At 52.5% G+C, this 15595-nt stretch carries 15 protein-coding genes; 9 read left to right on the top strand and 6 right to left on the bottom strand.

Annotation, left to right across the window (positions count from 1 at the left end):
* Nucleotide 1 precedes the first annotated feature (1 nt).
* The 3 genes from VFA_RS14030 (at nt 2) to VFA_RS14020 (ending at nt 3528) form a co-directional block, all read left to right on the top strand.
* Nucleotides 2-1045: a DUF2955 domain-containing protein gene (locus VFA_RS14030; RefSeq protein ID WP_038151833.1), complete on the top strand. Its 1044-nt coding sequence runs from the start codon at nt 2-4 to the stop codon at nt 1043-1045.
* A gap of 115 nt (nt 1046-1160) precedes the next feature.
* Nucleotides 1161-2474 carry an alpha/beta fold hydrolase gene (locus tag VFA_RS14025; RefSeq protein WP_004727508.1) on the top strand — a complete coding sequence of 438 codons (1314 nt, stop codon included), beginning with the start codon at nt 1161-1163 and terminating at the stop codon, nt 2472-2474.
* 160 nt (nt 2475-2634) lie between these two features.
* Nucleotides 2635-3528, top strand: a complete 894-nt coding sequence (locus tag VFA_RS14020; protein WP_004727507.1) for a DMT family transporter — start codon at nt 2635-2637, stop codon at nt 3526-3528.
* Between the two features lie 97 nt (nt 3529-3625).
* Here the strand turns inward: VFA_RS14020 and VFA_RS14015 are convergent, their stop codons facing one another.
* The gene (locus VFA_RS14015; protein WP_231623359.1) at nt 3626-4516 is read right to left on the bottom strand and encodes a helix-turn-helix domain-containing protein; all 891 of its coding nucleotides are present in this window, start codon (nt 4514-4516) and stop codon (nt 3626-3628) included.
* Nucleotides 4517-4628: 112 nt separating this feature from the next.
* Nucleotides 4629-4901, bottom strand: a complete 273-nt coding sequence (locus VFA_RS14010; protein WP_140209453.1) for a hypothetical protein — start codon at nt 4899-4901, stop codon at nt 4629-4631.
* 332 nt (nt 4902-5233) lie between these two features.
* Between VFA_RS14010 and VFA_RS14005 the strand changes: the two genes are divergently transcribed.
* Complete coding sequence (locus VFA_RS14005; RefSeq protein ID WP_004727504.1) at nt 5234-6532, top strand: dicarboxylate/amino acid:cation symporter; 1299 nt, start codon at nt 5234-5236, stop codon at nt 6530-6532.
* A gap of 136 nt (nt 6533-6668) precedes the next feature.
* The gene (nhaD, locus tag VFA_RS14000; RefSeq protein ID WP_004727503.1) at nt 6669-8111 is read left to right on the top strand and encodes a sodium:proton antiporter NhaD; all 1443 of its coding nucleotides are present in this window, start codon (nt 6669-6671) and stop codon (nt 8109-8111) included.
* Nucleotides 8112-8119: 8 nt separating this feature from the next.
* Here nhaD and VFA_RS13995 read toward each other — a convergent pair whose 3' ends face one another.
* From VFA_RS13995 to VFA_RS13985, 3 genes are read right to left on the bottom strand one after another with little or no spacing between them, the layout of a single operon-like run.
* The gene (locus VFA_RS13995; protein WP_370447173.1) at nt 8120-8512 is read right to left on the bottom strand and encodes a hypothetical protein; all 393 of its coding nucleotides are present in this window, start codon (nt 8510-8512) and stop codon (nt 8120-8122) included.
* 23 nt (nt 8513-8535) lie between these two features.
* On the bottom strand, nt 8536-9009 hold the full coding sequence (locus tag VFA_RS13990; protein WP_004727501.1) for a methylated-DNA--[protein]-cysteine S-methyltransferase: 474 nt from the start codon (nt 9007-9009) through the stop codon (nt 8536-8538).
* Nucleotide 9010: 1 nt separating this feature from the next.
* Nucleotides 9011-10375: a DNA-3-methyladenine glycosylase 2 family protein gene (locus VFA_RS13985; protein ID WP_004727500.1), complete on the bottom strand. Its 1365-nt coding sequence runs from the start codon at nt 10373-10375 to the stop codon at nt 9011-9013.
* Nucleotides 10376-10649: 274 nt separating this feature from the next.
* Here VFA_RS13985 and VFA_RS13980 point away from each other — a divergent pair, with 274 nt between their 5' ends.
* The 3 genes from VFA_RS13980 (at nt 10650) to VFA_RS13970 (ending at nt 14088) form a co-directional block, all read left to right on the top strand.
* The gene (locus VFA_RS13980) at nt 10650-11087 is read left to right on the top strand and encodes a DoxX family protein (protein WP_004727499.1); all 438 of its coding nucleotides are present in this window, start codon (nt 10650-10652) and stop codon (nt 11085-11087) included.
* Nucleotides 11088-11562: 475 nt separating this feature from the next.
* The gene (gene codB / locus VFA_RS13975) at nt 11563-12801 is read left to right on the top strand and encodes a cytosine permease (RefSeq protein ID WP_004727498.1); all 1239 of its coding nucleotides are present in this window, start codon (nt 11563-11565) and stop codon (nt 12799-12801) included.
* Nucleotides 12802-12810: 9 nt separating this feature from the next.
* Complete coding sequence (locus tag VFA_RS13970) at nt 12811-14088, top strand: cytosine deaminase (protein ID WP_004727497.1); 1278 nt, start codon at nt 12811-12813, stop codon at nt 14086-14088.
* 96 nt (nt 14089-14184) lie between these two features.
* On the opposite strand, the gene VFA_RS13965 is transcribed toward VFA_RS13970, so the two are convergent.
* Nucleotides 14185-15072, bottom strand: coding sequence for a LysR family transcriptional regulator (locus VFA_RS13965; protein ID WP_004727496.1), 888 nt, complete (start codon nt 15070-15072; stop codon nt 14185-14187).
* A gap of 150 nt (nt 15073-15222) precedes the next feature.
* Between VFA_RS13965 and VFA_RS13960 the strand changes: the two genes are divergently transcribed.
* A complete protein-coding gene (locus VFA_RS13960) occupies nt 15223-15582 on the top strand; it encodes a MaoP family protein (RefSeq protein ID WP_038151827.1) in 360 nt (119 codons plus the stop codon).
* The last annotated feature ends 13 nt before the right edge of the window (nt 15583-15595 follow it).

The following is a 15595-nucleotide window of genomic DNA, read 5'->3' as shown; positions in this document are numbered from 1 at the left end:
CATGAAATTATGGGACCATCCTATGTCGGACAACGATCTCCGACAATGTCTGCGGATTGCCACCGGCGCCACACTGGGGTTCACCTTCAATAAATTAATGGGGTGGAACTACGGTGTGTTTTATACCGTGACACCGATGCTGCTGTTGGGCATGGTGCCCGTCATGAGCGCCCACGCCGCGCGTCAACTGCTGGCTGCGGCGGTCGTGTGTGGCTTGGAAGTGGGGATTCTGGGGGGGCTTTTTGGCTCGCACCCTGGCATGATGACGCTCATCGCCTTCTTTCTGTTTCTGTATAAATTTGCCTGCATGTCAAAGGGCAGCCTGTTTCTGTTTGGCGCCAACAGCGTCATCAGTCTCAGTATCATGCTGCACTTTGCCAGTTATCCGACCACGGATCTCAACGAGCTGATTTTTGGTAACTTTTACGCCAACATTCTTTCGGTGATGATCGCGTATCTGATGACGTTTTTGATTCCCGATACTGAACCGCGCCAACCGCCGCCACGTCCGGCGACGCCAAAACAGTCGCATCGCATGCGCCATGAAGCCCTGATGGGCGCGAGCATCACTACGCTGTCGTTTGTGGTGTTTCAGGTGTTCGATCTGAGCGATTCGCTGTCGGCGCAAGCCACCACCATTTTGCTGCTGTTTCCGATGCATTGGAACGGCGCGATGGGGTACGCACGCAAGCGCGGCATGGGCACCATTCTTGGCGTGACCTTTGGATTGGCAGGGCAATTGCTGCTCTACGATTGGTCGGACTTACTGCTGTTTGTGGTGCCGTTGTTGTGGTTGGGGTCGATGTTGTTCAGCTACATGCACGTCAAAGAATCGAGCGGTTCAGGTGCCGGTTTTGGTGGCTTAACCACGTTGGGGATATTGTTTGGTCAGTACCTCAGCCCCGGCGGCGACTTGGTGTACAGCGCTTTGTATCGCGTCAGTAGCATCTTCTTTGCCATCGTGGTCACGCTGATGATCACCTATTTGATCCACCGCATTCTCAACAGCTTTGAATCGACTCGTTTCGGGCCGATTGAAGGCTAAGCAACACCCCCATGATGCTCTGCGGCAATAATTGCAGAGCGTCATATCTCCCTCCTCCGCCTTGTGCTATCGTCTGCCTCACTCACACAATGACTCACAAGGAAATCAGTCAGTCATGATGCATTCCCAGCAAAGCTTCGTTGAAGCGGGCGTTCGTTACACGCCGTACACCTTCTCTGTGCCGTTGAATTATCAGCAACCGAATGGCGACACTCTCACCGTCTTTGCCCGCGCCGTCACGGCCGCTGATGGCCACGATGAGCACAAGCCTTGGTTGGTTTATTTTCAAGGCGGACCCGGCTTTCCGGCGCCACGAGCCAGCGCCAGTAGCGGCTGGATGAAACGCGCGCTGCAACAGTTTCGCGTTCTGCTGCTAGACCAACGCGGCACCGGCCAAAGCAGTGTGATCACCCACCACACACTGGCGGGTCAAACCCCGCAACAACAAGCCGAGTACCTGAGTCATTTTCGCGCCGATAACATCGTGCGTGATGCCGAATTCATTCGTCAGCAATGGGGGATTGATCGCTGGGCAATCCTCGGGCAAAGCTTTGGCGGCTTCTGTTCACTCACCTATTTATCGCTGTTTCCAAACAGCTTGCTGCGCAGCTACATCACCGGCGGCGTGCCATCGCTGTCGCGTCATCCCGACGATGTCTACCGCGCCACCTTCCAGCGCACGCTGGACAAAAACGCTGCGTTCTTTCGCCAATTTCCCCACGCGCAAGCGATGTGTCAGCGCATTGCCGATCACTTACTGGCAAACGATGTTCGCCTACCAAACGGTCAGCGTTTTACCGTCGAGCAGTTCCAGCAAATCGGTATTCATTTCGGCATGAGCGATGCGTTTTTGCCAACCTACTTTACGCTGGAAAACGCCTTGATTGAGGTCGAGGGCAAAGAAACGCTGCGCTACGAATTTTTGCAACACATGATGATGGACCAAGGGTTTCAAACCAATCCGATTTACGCCATTTTGCACGAAGCGATCTACTGCCAGGGCTTTGCGTCGCAATGGTCGGCCCATCGCATGCGGGATGCGTTTCCGGAGTTTCACTACCAACCAGGGCAAGCGTTCCTGTTTACAGGTGAGATGGTGTTCCCGTGGATGTTCGATCAATATACGCAGTTGCAGCCGTTAAACGATGCGGCGCATTTACTGGCCGCAAAAGACGATTGGCACGCGCTGTACGATGCCAATGCGCTGGCACAAAACAGCGTGCCGGTGAGCTGCGCGGTCTACGCCGACGACATGTTTGTTGAGATGGACATCAGCCGTGAAACCCTCCGACACATCCCCAACAGCCAAGCGTGGATCACCAACCAATATGAACACAACGGCCTACGTGTCGACGGGGAACACATTCTGGATACGCTGATCGCCATGGGCGAACAGACAGCGGCGAACTTAGGCCAGCCGTTGCTATAACGCGTTCTGTTTGTCTTTGCCTCTCACCGCAGGCTTCGGCCTGCGGTGAGAGGCAACATCGGCTCAAACTAGCCATTTCCGGCACTGTTATCTTTTTAGCCATTGACCTACATTGGCCCCTGCTTCACAGTAGCGTTTCCAGACACAACAAGGATTCGTCATGCCTGTCGCCAGCTTTTTACAACTGCTTGGATTGGCCGCCATTTGGGGTGGCTCATTTCTCTTTTTACGCCTCGCTGCGCACAGCTTTGGCCCAGCATATTTAATTGAAGCGCGCGTCGGATTTGCCGCGCTGAGTCTGCTGCTGATTGGCATCTATTTAAAAAAATCGCTGCCGTTTCGCCAGCACTGGCGCCACTTTATGATACTTGGCCTGTTTAACAGCGCGCTCCCCTTTCTGCTCTTTGCTTATGCAGCGCAGGTGCTCAACGTTTCAACCTTATCGATTTTGAACTCCACCGCGCCGATTTGGGGCGCAGTGATTGGCTATGTGTGGCACAAAACGCCGCTCAGCCCAAAGGCCATTATCGGCTTGTTGGTTGGCGTACTTGGCGTGTCGGTGATTGTCGGGCTGGATCGTTCGCTCATGGGCACTGAAACCGCCTTACCGATGATCGCCGCCACGCTGGCTGCCTTTAGCTATGGCATTGCGACCAACTACACCAAAAACGCGCCGTCGATCTCATCATTTGACAACGCACACGGCAGCATGTGGGCGGCGTCGCTATGGGTGCTTCCCCTACTTCCCTTGATGCCCATGCGCGCGGTGCCGAGCGGGGTCGAAATGCTCTCCGTGGTGGCACTCGGCATCTTGTGTACAGGGTTGGCTTATCTGCTCTATTTCCGTTTGGTCAAAGACATCGGCCCATCGCCCACACTATCCGTCACTTTTTTAATTCCGGGATTTGGCATTTTGTGGGGGTACTTGGTGTTGGGGGAAACCATCGGACTCAATACGCTGCTGGGCACCGCACTGGTCTTGGTTGGCACCATGATGGTCACGGGCTTTTCCCCGTTGGCCCTGCTGCGCGCACGTCAGCCCGCCGCATCATAACCAACGACGTCAGTCCTATCCATAAAACCGTCTGTCCTTTCCATAAAGCAGTCCGCTCTATCCGAAAAATAACGCGAGACCAAAAAGACAACGGGGCCTAACGGTCCCGTTTGATGAGGTTGAGTTGTTTGAACCGCTGACGAAACTGACGCGGCGTCATCTGCTTATATTTGAGAAACAAACGGTTAAAGTTGGCCTGATTGGTAAACCCCGCCTGCTCAGCCACCAGCGACACCGGAAAGTCGGTACGAATCAATAACGAACACGCTTTACCAATGCGTACTTGCGTGATGTAGCGGTTGACACTTTGCCCCATCAACCGCTTGAAAAAGCGAATCAATGTGCTTTCGCTCATCGCCACATCTTGCGCCAATTCAGGCAGAAATAGTGGCTCGGTGTAGTGGGCGTGAATGCGCTCCAACAGCTGAGACAACACACGCTGATCGCGCCCGTGCGTTTCCGCCAAGCGCATCCCGCCTTCCACGCCCAACGTTTGTGGCGTGTCACACTCTCCAAGCGAAGCCAGCACACTGAGTAAAAGCGTGGAGCGGCGCGCAGGCGACGCGTTATCCAATTGCTCAAACATCGGCAGCAGCGACAAAGCGAACGACGTGGGAAAAGCAACGCCATGGCGCGCCTGCTGAAACAAAGCATCGAGCGGGGCAAATTCAGGGAATGACCGCAGCAGGTTATCCACCCACGCTTGGTCGAACCACAACACGTACACCTTTTGCGGCAGTGTGGGATCCAAGTGCCATTGCGATTGCCACGTGTGGGGAATGTTGGGGCCGACTAAGGTTAAATCGCCATGCTCATATTTGCTGATATTGTCGCCAATGTAGCGTTCACCGGCGCTGTTGAGGGTCAGCGTCAGTTCATACTCGGGATGGAAGTGCCACCCAAACGGAATGGTGTCGAGTTCGCGAATCAGCAATCGCCACGAACTGTCATCCCGATATTCCACTTTTTCAAACTGGGCACGCATCATTTTTCCACCAACGCCAATCGACCACGACCGTCGTGCTCTGCAATACAGTCGTTTCCTGTCATACAATCGTGTCCTGCAATAGAGCTGTCGTGTTCGACAATATCACTGTTTTCTACAATTCTGACGTCATCAAGACTTCATATTGGTGGAATAGTATTATTTTTTGCCAAAATTGCATCACCCATTTGGCGGCAAATTGCCAAACTGTGATCAGGCGAAATCGTGTATGCTCCTGATATTTCACCCCCACCCCCGAAATTCCATGCACGATTTCGCTTTCATCGTATCCCTTTCCTCGCATTCCTCTTATCCATGTCGCGATCGGTCGTTCTGATGTACGTGAAGGCGCACCCAAACCATTCACCCCATCAATACCAGAAAACACACAAGTGCAATCTTATGCACAAAAAGGCATAAACTCGACTAAATATGCGCCTAATTTTTGGGAAGTAAAGGGGAAAAACCCTCGAATTATCAATGCATGAGAATCGTGAACATTGTTGCATCGCTAACGCTATATGTTACTAATTCACGAACAACTGAATTAAATCACTATTAAATTGTTATTTTTTAGTTAAAAACACCCAACAAATAGTGAGCAAGATCACACCAATGAATAGGTATTGTGAATTTACTTTTTTATTTTGGATGACGCCTGCTAACCTGCCGCTCGCTTTGAAATGATGTCGAAGTGCATAAATATAAGGAGTGTTCAAGATGAATACCAAGAAACCGATGTCGCTCACCAGCCGCGTAATTTTAGGCATGGTAGCCGGTATCTTGACAGGGTTTGCACTGCGCACCCTGTTTGCGGACAACGGATTTGTGGACGCATATATCGTTAATGGATTATTCGAAGTCGGCGGCAAGATCTTCATTGCCAGCCTGAAAATGCTTGTTGTCCCACTGGTGTTTGTATCTCTGGTGTGCGGCACAAGTTCACTGAAAGACCTTTCTACACTGGGCCGCATGGGCGGTAAAACACTCGCGTTTTACATCACCACCACCGCGATTGCGATCACGCTGGCACTGACCATGGGCACCATTTTCCAACCGGGCGCCGGAGCCGATCTCACCGCAGCCACCGGGTTTACATCTGCAGAAGCCCCTTCGCTGGGTAAAGTGCTGATCGACATGTTCCCGACCAACCCAATCAATGCCATGGCAGAAGGTAAAACCCTGCAGGTGATTGTGTTTGCGGTACTGTTTGGGATTGCAATCAGCGCAGCCGGGAAACCGGGCGAGCGCATCGCGGCCGTGTTCAATGATCTCAACGACGTGATCATGAAGCTGGTTGCCATGCTGATGCATGTGGCGCCATACGGCGTATTCTTCCTGATGGCGAAACTGTTCACCGGCCTGGGTCTGAGCGCAATTTTGAATCTGGCAGAGTACTTTGTGGTGCTGGCGGCAACGCTGCTGATCCACGGATTGGTTACGTACAGCGTGATGCTGAAGAGCTTTGCGGGCCTGAGCCCAATCACCTTCTTCCGTAAAATGGAAGATGCGATCATGTTTGCGTTCTCAACCGCCTCATCCAACGCCACCATTCCGGTGACCATGGAAACGGCGAAAAACCGTTTTGGTGTCGACAACAAAGTGGCGTCATTCACCATCCCGCTGGGCGCGACCGTCAACATGGACGGCACCGCAATCATGCAAGGTGTGGCGACCGCGTTTATCGCCCAGGCGTTTAACATCGACCTGTCGATGGGGGACTACCTGACGGTGATCCTGACCGCGACACTGGCGTCAATTGGGACGGCAGGTGTTCCGGGCGTCGGCTTAGTGATGCTGGCGATGGTACTGAACCAAGTGGGTCTACCACTGGAAGGGATCGCGCTCATCATGGGGGTTGACCGTCTGCTGGATATGATTCGTACTGCGGTCAACATCACGGGTGACAGTTGTGTGACGTGTATTGTGGCCAAGTCGGAAAATGCGCTGGATGAAGCCCGTTTTAACGACCCAATGGCTGGCGCGAAAGAAGAAGAAGTGCATCTGAAACGCGCCTAACACGACCGTGTTGACAAACCCCGGCTTGCCGGGGTTTTTTATTATCTGGCATTCCGTCAGATTCGATACACCTCACACCTAACGGGCGAAATTGGTTCTAAAATTTGTGTAATTTCCGTCAGTTGGAGCGCAGATTATGAAGCGAGTTTGGCTAGGCCTGATCCTTTGTTCGTCCCTGTTTTCCTCGTTCTGTTTTGCCTCGACTGCGCCGCAATCGCCCTTACCCCTCACGCAATCGGTCATCGGCTACCTCGCGTTGCTGCTGTTTGGCCTCGCCTACACCTTGGTGATGCTCGAAGAGTACCTCCAACTAAGAAAATCCAAACCCGTGCTACTGGCGGCGGGGCTGATCTGGGCCATGATTGGCTACGTGTACCAACAACACGGTATGGCCGACATCGCCCGCGAGGCGCTGGAATACAACCTGTTGGAATATGCCGAATTGCTGCTGTTTTTGCTGGTCGCGATGACCTACATCAGCGCGATGGAAGAACGGCGCTTGTTTGATGCCCTGCAAGCGTGGATGATTGGCAAAGGCTTCAATTTTCGCTCGCTGTTTTGGATCACTGGCCTGCTGGCGTTTTTCATCTCCCCCATCGCCGATAACCTGACCACCGCGCTGTTGATGTGTGCGGTGGTGATGAAAGTCGGCGGCAAACACAGCCGCTTTGTGAATTTAGCGTGTATCAACATCGTGATTGCCGCCAACGCCGGGGGCGCATTCAGCCCGTTTGGCGACATCACCACGTTGATGGTCTGGCAGGCCGGTCACGTCTCGTTTATGCAGTTTATGGACTTGTTCCTCCCCGCCGTCGCCAATTACCTCGTACCGGCGCTGGTGATGTCGCTGTTTCTGCCCACCGAACAACCGGATGTCATGCATGAACATGTCGAGCTCAAACGCGGCGCGCGGCGCATTGTGTTGCTGTTTGTACTCACTATTCTCACGGCGGTCAGTTTTCACGCCTTGTTCCACTTTCCCCCAGTCATGGGCATGATGATGGGCCTCGCTTACCTGCAATTTTTTGGCTATTTCCTGCGTAAAACATTGGCCCGTTCTTTGGCGAAGAAAACCGCACTGGCCATCGCCAACCATGATGAAGCGGCGTTGCGGCGCATCGGCTCCGTGGTGCCTTTCGACGTCTTTCGCCGCATATCCCATGCAGAATGGGACACGTTGCTCTTCTTTTACGGGGTGGTGATGTGTGTGGGCGGCTTGAGTTTACTCGGTTATTTGGGGCTGATTTCGCAGGTGATGTACGCGCAGTGGGATCCGATGTGGGCCAACATCATGGTCGGCATTCTCTCTTCCATTGTCGATAATATTCCGGTGATGTTTGCTGTCTTAACCATGGAACCATCGATGTCGATTGGGAACTGGTTATTGGTGACACTCACCGCGGGGGTTGGTGGCAGCTTGTTGTCGATTGGTTCGGCGGCAGGTGTGGCGTTGATGGGCGCCTCTCATGGCAAATACACCTTCTTTGGTCATTTGAAATGGACGCCCGTGATCCTACTGGGGTATGTGGTGAGTATCGCCATTCATCTGTCCCTGAATCAGGCATTGTTTGCCTCGTAAACCGTGGCTTAAGGCGACGCCGTGGCCGCATTTTGTGGCGCGGCGTTTTGGCGCACCCACACATTACTGAGATGAAGACGGGCGCAGGCGCTGCACGTGAGCACCTCCCCCCCGCCATGAATGCGCATCACCAAATCATCACGTTTCTCGCGCGAGCTTTGACGCACACGAATATTTAATAAGCTCTCTTCGACCTGAAAGGTGTGCTGCCACTGCGGCTCATCCCCCTGTTGATGAATCGAGACGCGTCCTTCCTTAAATACCAACAGCTGTTGGTCGTACTGATTATCGTACGTTCCTTCAAAGGCTAAGGTTTCTCTGTTAGCCAAACGCTCCAAATCTTCCTGACTGCAACCGGACACCGTCGCGGCGACCGCCAGACAAAGGAGGGGAGCGTGCAAACATTGGATCGACATATTCTGAATTATCTTTCTCGTTCAAGTGCCAGTAAGCGGGCTTTGCGTTCAACGCCCCCCGCATACCCGGTGAGTTTGCCGTTTTTACCGATCACGCGATGACACGGCACGATGATCGACAGCGGATTTTTGCCATTGGCCAACCCCACCGCCCGTACCGCTTTGGGATTGCCAATCGCTTCGGCAAGTTGCAGGTAGCTCCAGGTTTCACCGTAAGGAATGGTGCGCAGCGCTTGCCATACCGAGCACTGAAACGCCGTTCCCGTCGCGGCCAGCGGCAGATCAAATGTGTGGCGCTGCCCGGCGAAATATTCGGCTAACTGATTGATCGCCATGACAAGTATAGGACAATTTTCATTGTATTGACCCAACTCATTTGGCAAGGTGGTTTCCGTTTCAAACCACGCGCCCAACAGGCCCTTCGCATTGGCTTGTAACGTCATTTGGCCCAGCGGGCTGTCGAAGTAGGTAAACTGATTCATGTTATTGGTCCCAACAATGGAATGTGGCGTAACTGCCCCAAGGCGATACGCGTTCAGGCGTGAGCTGTGGAAAGGCCGCCAGCGCCTTCTTCACCACCAAATCGGTGTGTAAAAAACAGTTGCTGTCGGACACCCCGCGCAAGCGGGCGTAGTTGACCGTCCAAGGCCCGACGCCTTTGAGCGCCAGCCAATCCTCCAGCGGCGCCTCGGGGTGTTGCGTCAAAAACACCGCAAAGCGATGCAGGGTTTCTTTGCGGCTTTGCGGCATGCGCAGAAAGCTTAAATCGGCCGCTGCCACCTGTTGCGGTGTCGGAAAATACCACGGCTGCGCAACGCCTTCGTTGAGGGTGGCCACCAGCAAGTTCAATTGACCGATGGCAGCTTTGATCGACACTTGTTGGCCTAAAATTGCGCGCACGCCCGCTTCCCATGCATTCCACACGCCGGGAATCCGAATGCCAGAATGCGTGACCAGCCCCGGCGCCGCTTGTTCTAACTGCGCTTCAATGCCCACGATGTCGGCATCCAGATCAAACACACGGCGCAGTTGGCTCACCAAATGGCGCAGCGCTGTGAGCTCGGCCAATTCAAATTCAACTTCCAGCTGTGAGTCCGACGCCAGCGTAGCTTTAAACCAGCCTGCACAACCATTCATCATCACATGGCGTTGATAGCTGGTGTCGTCCACCTGTTCAATGCCAGCCACCGCCCGCAGGCGATAAAATGCCAACATGTGCGCCCAATCAAACGGGCCACGATAGGCCAGCAATAAGCGGTTTTGCGCCGTCACCGATGCCGCTTGGCGACGCACTTGGCTTGGCGTGAGCTGCAGCACTTTTTGAAATGCATCATTGAAACGTCGCGTACTGTTAAAGCCACACGCAAACCCAATGTCGGTGATCGTCATATGACTGGTGTGTAGCAATTGTTTGGCAAACATTAATTGATGGTATTGCGCGTACTGCTTTGGCGACATGCCTAAATGCGTTTGAAATAACTGGCGCAAATACCGATCGCTGATGCCCAATCGTTCCGCCAGCTCACTCAAACGTTGGCCTTGCAGCTCACCGTTATCAATCAACTTCACGGCGCGCAAAAAAGTGGTTTCCACGCCTTTCCAAGCCCACGAGCTGGGCGCGCTATCAGGGCGGCAACGCAAGCACGGGCGATAGCCCGCTTGCAACGCCTGCGCTTGATTAATGAAGTATTCGACGTTCTCTTCTTTCGGAAGATTGGCCGGGCAAATCGGGCGACAGAAAATCCCCGTGGTTTTGACCGCCACGTAAAAACGGCCATCAAATCGGGGGTCGCGGCTCATTCTTGCGCGCTGGCATTCCTGCGAAGTGAGTGCAAATTCAGTGTCCATCACGGTCTTCCTTTCAACGGTTACGCACAGTGTACGACGTCACCAACAGAACACTAGCCATTTTCGGAACTCAATGATGGAACGCCGATGGACACCCTACGCAATCGCGAACCGAAAGACGCAATAAAGTTCACAGAAACTCATTCAAAATTTTTGAATAAGAATGTCGAGCAGCAGGCGTTATCTAATTTATCAAACTCACCTACACTTTCTCCATCGGCACAAAACAATGCACGACACTTATTTCAGAATATCGAACGTTGAGGAACCCTATATGAACGCACTATTGAAAAAACTCATGAGCACTGACGCAGGCTACGCACCACTGGCACTCCGTATTCCAATCGGCATCACTTTCATGGCGCATGGCGCACAAAAACTTTTTGGTTGGTTTGGCGGCTACGGTCTGGAAGGTACAGGTCAATGGATGGCTTCCATCGGTATTGAACCGGGCGTCCTGATGGCATTCCTTGCCGGTAGCGGTGAGTTCTTCGGCGGTCTGTTCCTTCTGATCGGCCTACTGACTCGCCCAGCAGCGGTGGTGACTGCGTTTACCATGATTGTTGCCATTCTGAGCGTCCACATCGGTAACGGTCTGTTCATGGCAAACAACGGCTACGAATTTGGCCTTGCGCTACTGGCAGCCAGCGTTTCCCTAGCAATTTCAGGCGCAGGCAAAGCGAGCATCGACTCAGCAGTCAGCGGCAAATAACTGTCGAAAACAGGAAAAAGGGCGAGATCATCTCGCCCTTTTTTTGTGCTTACGCCGTATCGTACGCGGCCTGTTTTCGTATCATCATCCCATCATTGAGCATTCTCGCCATCGCGCGGGAGTGATCATCCTTTCGATTTTCGGTTCGTGTTGATGTATCAGCACGACCTATTCAGCGATTTAAACGTCATCTTCCCGACCGACCAAACTGTTGTTCATTTAAAAAACGATTCACTATGTGAATATGATTCCCACCATCAAATATCACTGACGACATCGAAAGCAACCGACATAATTATTAATGAGAGCAATCGTTTGCCATCGTTTATTTACTTGAATTAATGAACGGTATTTAAATCGTGAATCATGTTGACGAATCATTTGACTCATCGGGGATTGTGTACCTATTATGCGCCGTTTTGCCTAAATTTGGTGAAATAGAATTCAACCCATGAATAAGGAGGATATTCAAACTATGGCGACAGATCATGATTTCGGATTGGGGCCTGTCCCCCAAACGGCCAGAAAAGGCGTGATATCGTTAACGATGGTGATGCTGGGGTTAACCTTTTTTTCCGCCAGCATGTGGACCGGCGGGGCGCTTGGCACCGGACTGACATTCAATGACTTTTTTCTTGCAGTACTCATCGGCAATCTTATCCTCGGTATTTACACCTCCTTTCTTGGTTACATCGGCGCTTCCACTGGCCTCTCCACCCACCTCCTCGCGCGATTCTCTTTTGGCTTAAAAGGTTCTTGGTTTCCTTCCGCATTATTGGGAGGCACGCAAGTCGGCTGGTTTGGTGTCGGCGTAGCGATGTTTACGCTACCGGTGCAAAAAGCCACCGGCATTGACACCAACGTATTGATCATTGCCTCCGGCCTACTGATGACGATTACCGTTTACTTTGGTATTTCAGCGCTGATGATCCTGTCAGCACTGGCCGTACCAGCCATCGCCATTTTAGGGGGCTATTCGGTCTTTGATGCCGTGAGTAGCGTGGGTGGCATTGCCCAACTACAAGCGCAACAACCGGCTCAACCGATGGATTTCCACATCGCACTGACCATGGTTGTGGGCTCGTTCATTAGCGCAGGGACGCTCACCGCTGACTTTGTTCGCTTTGGCAAAAAGCCATCCGCCGCCGTATTGGTCACCATGATCGCCTTTTTCGTCGGCAACTCTTTGATGTTTATCTTTGGTGCCGCAGGTTCATCGGTGACCGGTCAGTCGGATATTTCAGAGGTCATGATGGCGCAAGGATTGTTGATTCCAGCAATTATCGTGTTGGGTCTAAACATCTGGACAACCAACGATAACGCGTTGTACGCCTCCGGTTTAGGGTTTTCCAACATCACCGGGTTGCCTAGCAAATACATCTCGATGGTGAATGGGGTCATCGGTACTTTATGTGCGCTGTGGCTGTATAATAATTTCGTCGGCTGGTTAACCTTTCTTTCGTTGGCAATTCCACCGATTGGTGGTGTGCTGATTACCGATTTTCTGGTCAACCGGAAACGCTATCGCGATTTTCACCATACAGAGTTTCAAACCATCAACTGGGCGGCCATTATTGCAGTCGCAATCGGGATTGCAGCTGGTCACTTTATGCCAGGGATTGTGCCCGTTAATGCCGTTCTCGGCGGCGCGTTCAGTTACTTCATTATCAATCCCCTTGTGAACAAGAACATACGACAAACTCAAGCGGTGTAAGGACATCACATGACAACTCTACTCGTTAAAAACGCCCGTCTTGAGGGCGAATCACAGCTTAAACAGATTTTGATTGAATCCGGTCGTTTTGCCCGTATCGATGATGAAAGCGCTTCGATTGAGCATCACGGCCCAACGATAGACGCCCAAGGCGGTTTGGTCGTGCCTCCCTTTTGTGAACCACACATTCACCTCGACACTACGCAAACGGCGGGTGAACCAGCATGGAACTTGTCAGGTACTTTGTTTGAAGGCATCGAACGCTGGGCTGAACGCAAAGCCCTGCTGTCGGTGGAAGATGTCAAAGCGCGCGCGATTCAAACCCTGAAATGGCAGATTGCCAATGGCGTGCAGCATGTGCGCACCCACGTAGACGTCTCCGATCCAACCCTGACCGCACTTAAAGCGATGCTGGAGGTGCGCGACACCATGAAGCCTTGGGTCGACATTCAAATCGTCGCATTTCCGCAAGAAGGCATTCTCTCGTACCCCAATGGCAAAGCGCTGCTTGAAGAAGCGGTCAAATTGGGCGCGGATGTGATTGGTGCCATTCCGCACTTTGAATTCACCCGCGAGTATGGCGTGGAATCGCTGCACTATATTTTTGAACTGGCTCAAAAATACGACCGCCTGATTGACGTGCACTGCGACGAAATCGACGATGAGCAGTCCCGCTTTGTCGAAACTGTAGCGGCACTGGCGCTGAAATATGACATGGGCGAAAAAGTAACCGCCAGCCACACCACAGCGATGGGGTCTTACAACGGCGCGTATGCATCACGCCTGTTTCGTTTGCTGCGCATGTCAGGGATTAACTTTGTCGCCAACCCGCTGGTCAACATTCATCTACAAGGTCGGTTTGATGATTACCCGAAACGCCGTGGCGTGACCCGCGTGAAAGAGATGCTGAATGCGGGCATTAACGTCTGTTTTGGCCACGATGACGTGTTTGATCCGTGGTACCCACTCGGCACAGCCAACATGCTGCAAGTGCTGCACATGGGGCTGCACGTGTGTCAGGTGATGGGCTATGAGCAAATCAATGACTCATTAAAGCTGATTGGCCGCCATTCCGCGCGCACGCTGCATCGTCAAGACCAATATGGTATTGAGGTTGGCAAACCGGGCAACTTGTTGGTGCTGCCCGCTGAGAACGGATTTGACGCCGTGCGTCGCCAAGTCGCTGTGCGCTATTCTGTGCGTGGCGGCAAGGTGATTGCCGAAACACAACCGGCAACCACCGAGATCCATCTCGACCGCAGCGAGCGAGTCGATTTTCGACGCTGATTAGCGTCACTGTCGAACGGGCGATGACGCAATGCGTCCGACGGTAAAGCACAAAAAAAGGCGAGCTTCAGCTCGCCTTTTTCTCCAATTGAGCCCCTAAGAGCCCAGTTCTCCGGCGCGTTGCAAACTGTAAGCCGTCAGTGGATCAATGCTCTTCACCAATTTCTCCACCTGCATGATCGCATCGATCGACGAGCTGTTCTTGCGGTAACTCAGGTAGATCGGGCGATACCAATCTTCGATGTCGTCCACGCGATGCAACTGACCAGAATTGAGGAACGGTTCCACCACCGATGCCGGCAAGTACGCACTGCCGCCTTTTTCCAGAATGAAATCCAGCGCAATACGTGCGGTAGACGTGCGTAGGAATGGCGCCGGTGCTTTCGGATGACGGTCGGCATGTTCTGACGCAAAACGCGCGCCCCAGTCAACGTAGACATATTGGTGTTCAAAGGCCGTCTCAGCGGTATCAGGACGGGTCGACACCAACACCAAAACCAAGTCTGCGACTTTCTTACACTGCAACTCTTCCGCTTTGATTTGGTCTAGCGCAAACGCCATATCCAGCGTGCGCTCCAGCAGGCAACGGCTGAGCTGCTCTCGCCCCATCACTTCGGCCATAAACCCATAACCGCTGAACGCATCGGTCACGACACTCAAACAGTTCTGCAAATAGGCATCCCAAATGTTCGGTGTGCCACCTAAAGTCAATTGCAGTGCTTTACCACTTTCCAGCGACAATTCAAATTTGGCCTGTTGCAACGTCGCCACCATGACTTCGGCATAGCTCACCAAACGCTCACCGGCGGAGGTCAATTTGATGTTATTTCGATCACGCGTGAACAACTGAGCATCGAAATAGCTTTCGAGCTGTTTAATGCGTGCGCTGACGGCGGCCTGAGTGAGGTACAGATTCTCTGCTGCCCGCCCAAAATGGCGAACTTTTGCCAGTTCAAGAAAAGTGCGAAAGACTTTGACGTCCATATTGAATCCTCTGATATTCCTCGTGAAGATTAACAAGGAAGTACAATAATGACGATAAAAAATTTTTGTTTTTCTTTTCGAGATTTTACGCCTAACTTTCGCCGTGAACCACGGCTGCGTAGTGGTAGCATATATTCACACGAGGTAGACATGTCTGAGACAGTATTTCGTCAAGGAAAAAAACGATTTTTCGACACTAAAAAATTCCCACGAGGCTTTGCGAAGTCTGGTGATTTCACACTTGCAGAAGAAGATACTCTATCGCTGTACGGTGAGACTCTGGTTGGCCTTGAGACCGGAGCGTTACAGCCTGAGAACGCGGAAGAACAACACTTTATGGACGTGTTGGTCAACCCAGATCTCGCTCAAAGCAAGATCGAGCGCGTTTGGATGAAGTATGTTCGTCTGTCGCGCGGTCGCAAGCGCTTCCATACATTGAACGGTCGTAACAAGCCCGACGCGGCAGACGACTATACCGATGACGAGCCAAGCCTGACCGAAGAAGACTAATTGTACCCGGCGT

The organism is Vibrio furnissii CIP 102972 (assembly GCF_000176175.1).
Lineage (GTDB): Bacteria > Pseudomonadota > Gammaproteobacteria > Enterobacterales > Vibrionaceae > Vibrio > Vibrio furnissii.
Note: the sequence above shows the minus strand (reverse complement) of the source record. Positions and strands in the feature narration are given on the sequence as shown.

Coding starts and splice junctions, on each gene's coding strand:
- VFA_RS13990 (WP_004727501.1), bottom strand. CDS start 9,009: ATGAATCAGTTTACCTACTTCGACAGCCCGCTGGGCCAAATGACGTTA.
- codB (WP_004727498.1), top strand. CDS start 11,563: ATGGCGACAGATCATGATTTCGGATTGGGGCCTGTCCCCCAAACGGCC.
- VFA_RS13970 (WP_004727497.1), top strand. CDS start 12,811: ATGACAACTCTACTCGTTAAAAACGCCCGTCTTGAGGGCGAATCACAG.
- VFA_RS14030 (WP_038151833.1), top strand. CDS start 2: ATGAAATTATGGGACCATCCTATGTCGGACAACGATCTCCGACAATGT.
- nhaD (WP_004727503.1), top strand. CDS start 6,669: ATGAAGCGAGTTTGGCTAGGCCTGATCCTTTGTTCGTCCCTGTTTTCC.
- VFA_RS14025 (WP_004727508.1), top strand. CDS start 1,161: ATGATGCATTCCCAGCAAAGCTTCGTTGAAGCGGGCGTTCGTTACACG.
- VFA_RS13985 (WP_004727500.1), bottom strand. CDS start 10,375: ATGGACACTGAATTTGCACTCACTTCGCAGGAATGCCAGCGCGCAAGA.
- VFA_RS13980 (WP_004727499.1), top strand. CDS start 10,650: ATGAACGCACTATTGAAAAAACTCATGAGCACTGACGCAGGCTACGCA.
- VFA_RS13960 (WP_038151827.1), top strand. CDS start 15,223: ATGTCTGAGACAGTATTTCGTCAAGGAAAAAAACGATTTTTCGACACT.
- VFA_RS13965 (WP_004727496.1), bottom strand. CDS start 15,072: ATGGACGTCAAAGTCTTTCGCACTTTTCTTGAACTGGCAAAAGTTCGC.
- VFA_RS14015 (WP_231623359.1), bottom strand. CDS start 4,516: ATGATGCGTGCCCAGTTTGAAAAAGTGGAATATCGGGATGACAGTTCG.
- VFA_RS14020 (WP_004727507.1), top strand. CDS start 2,635: ATGCCTGTCGCCAGCTTTTTACAACTGCTTGGATTGGCCGCCATTTGG.
- VFA_RS14005 (WP_004727504.1), top strand. CDS start 5,234: ATGAATACCAAGAAACCGATGTCGCTCACCAGCCGCGTAATTTTAGGC.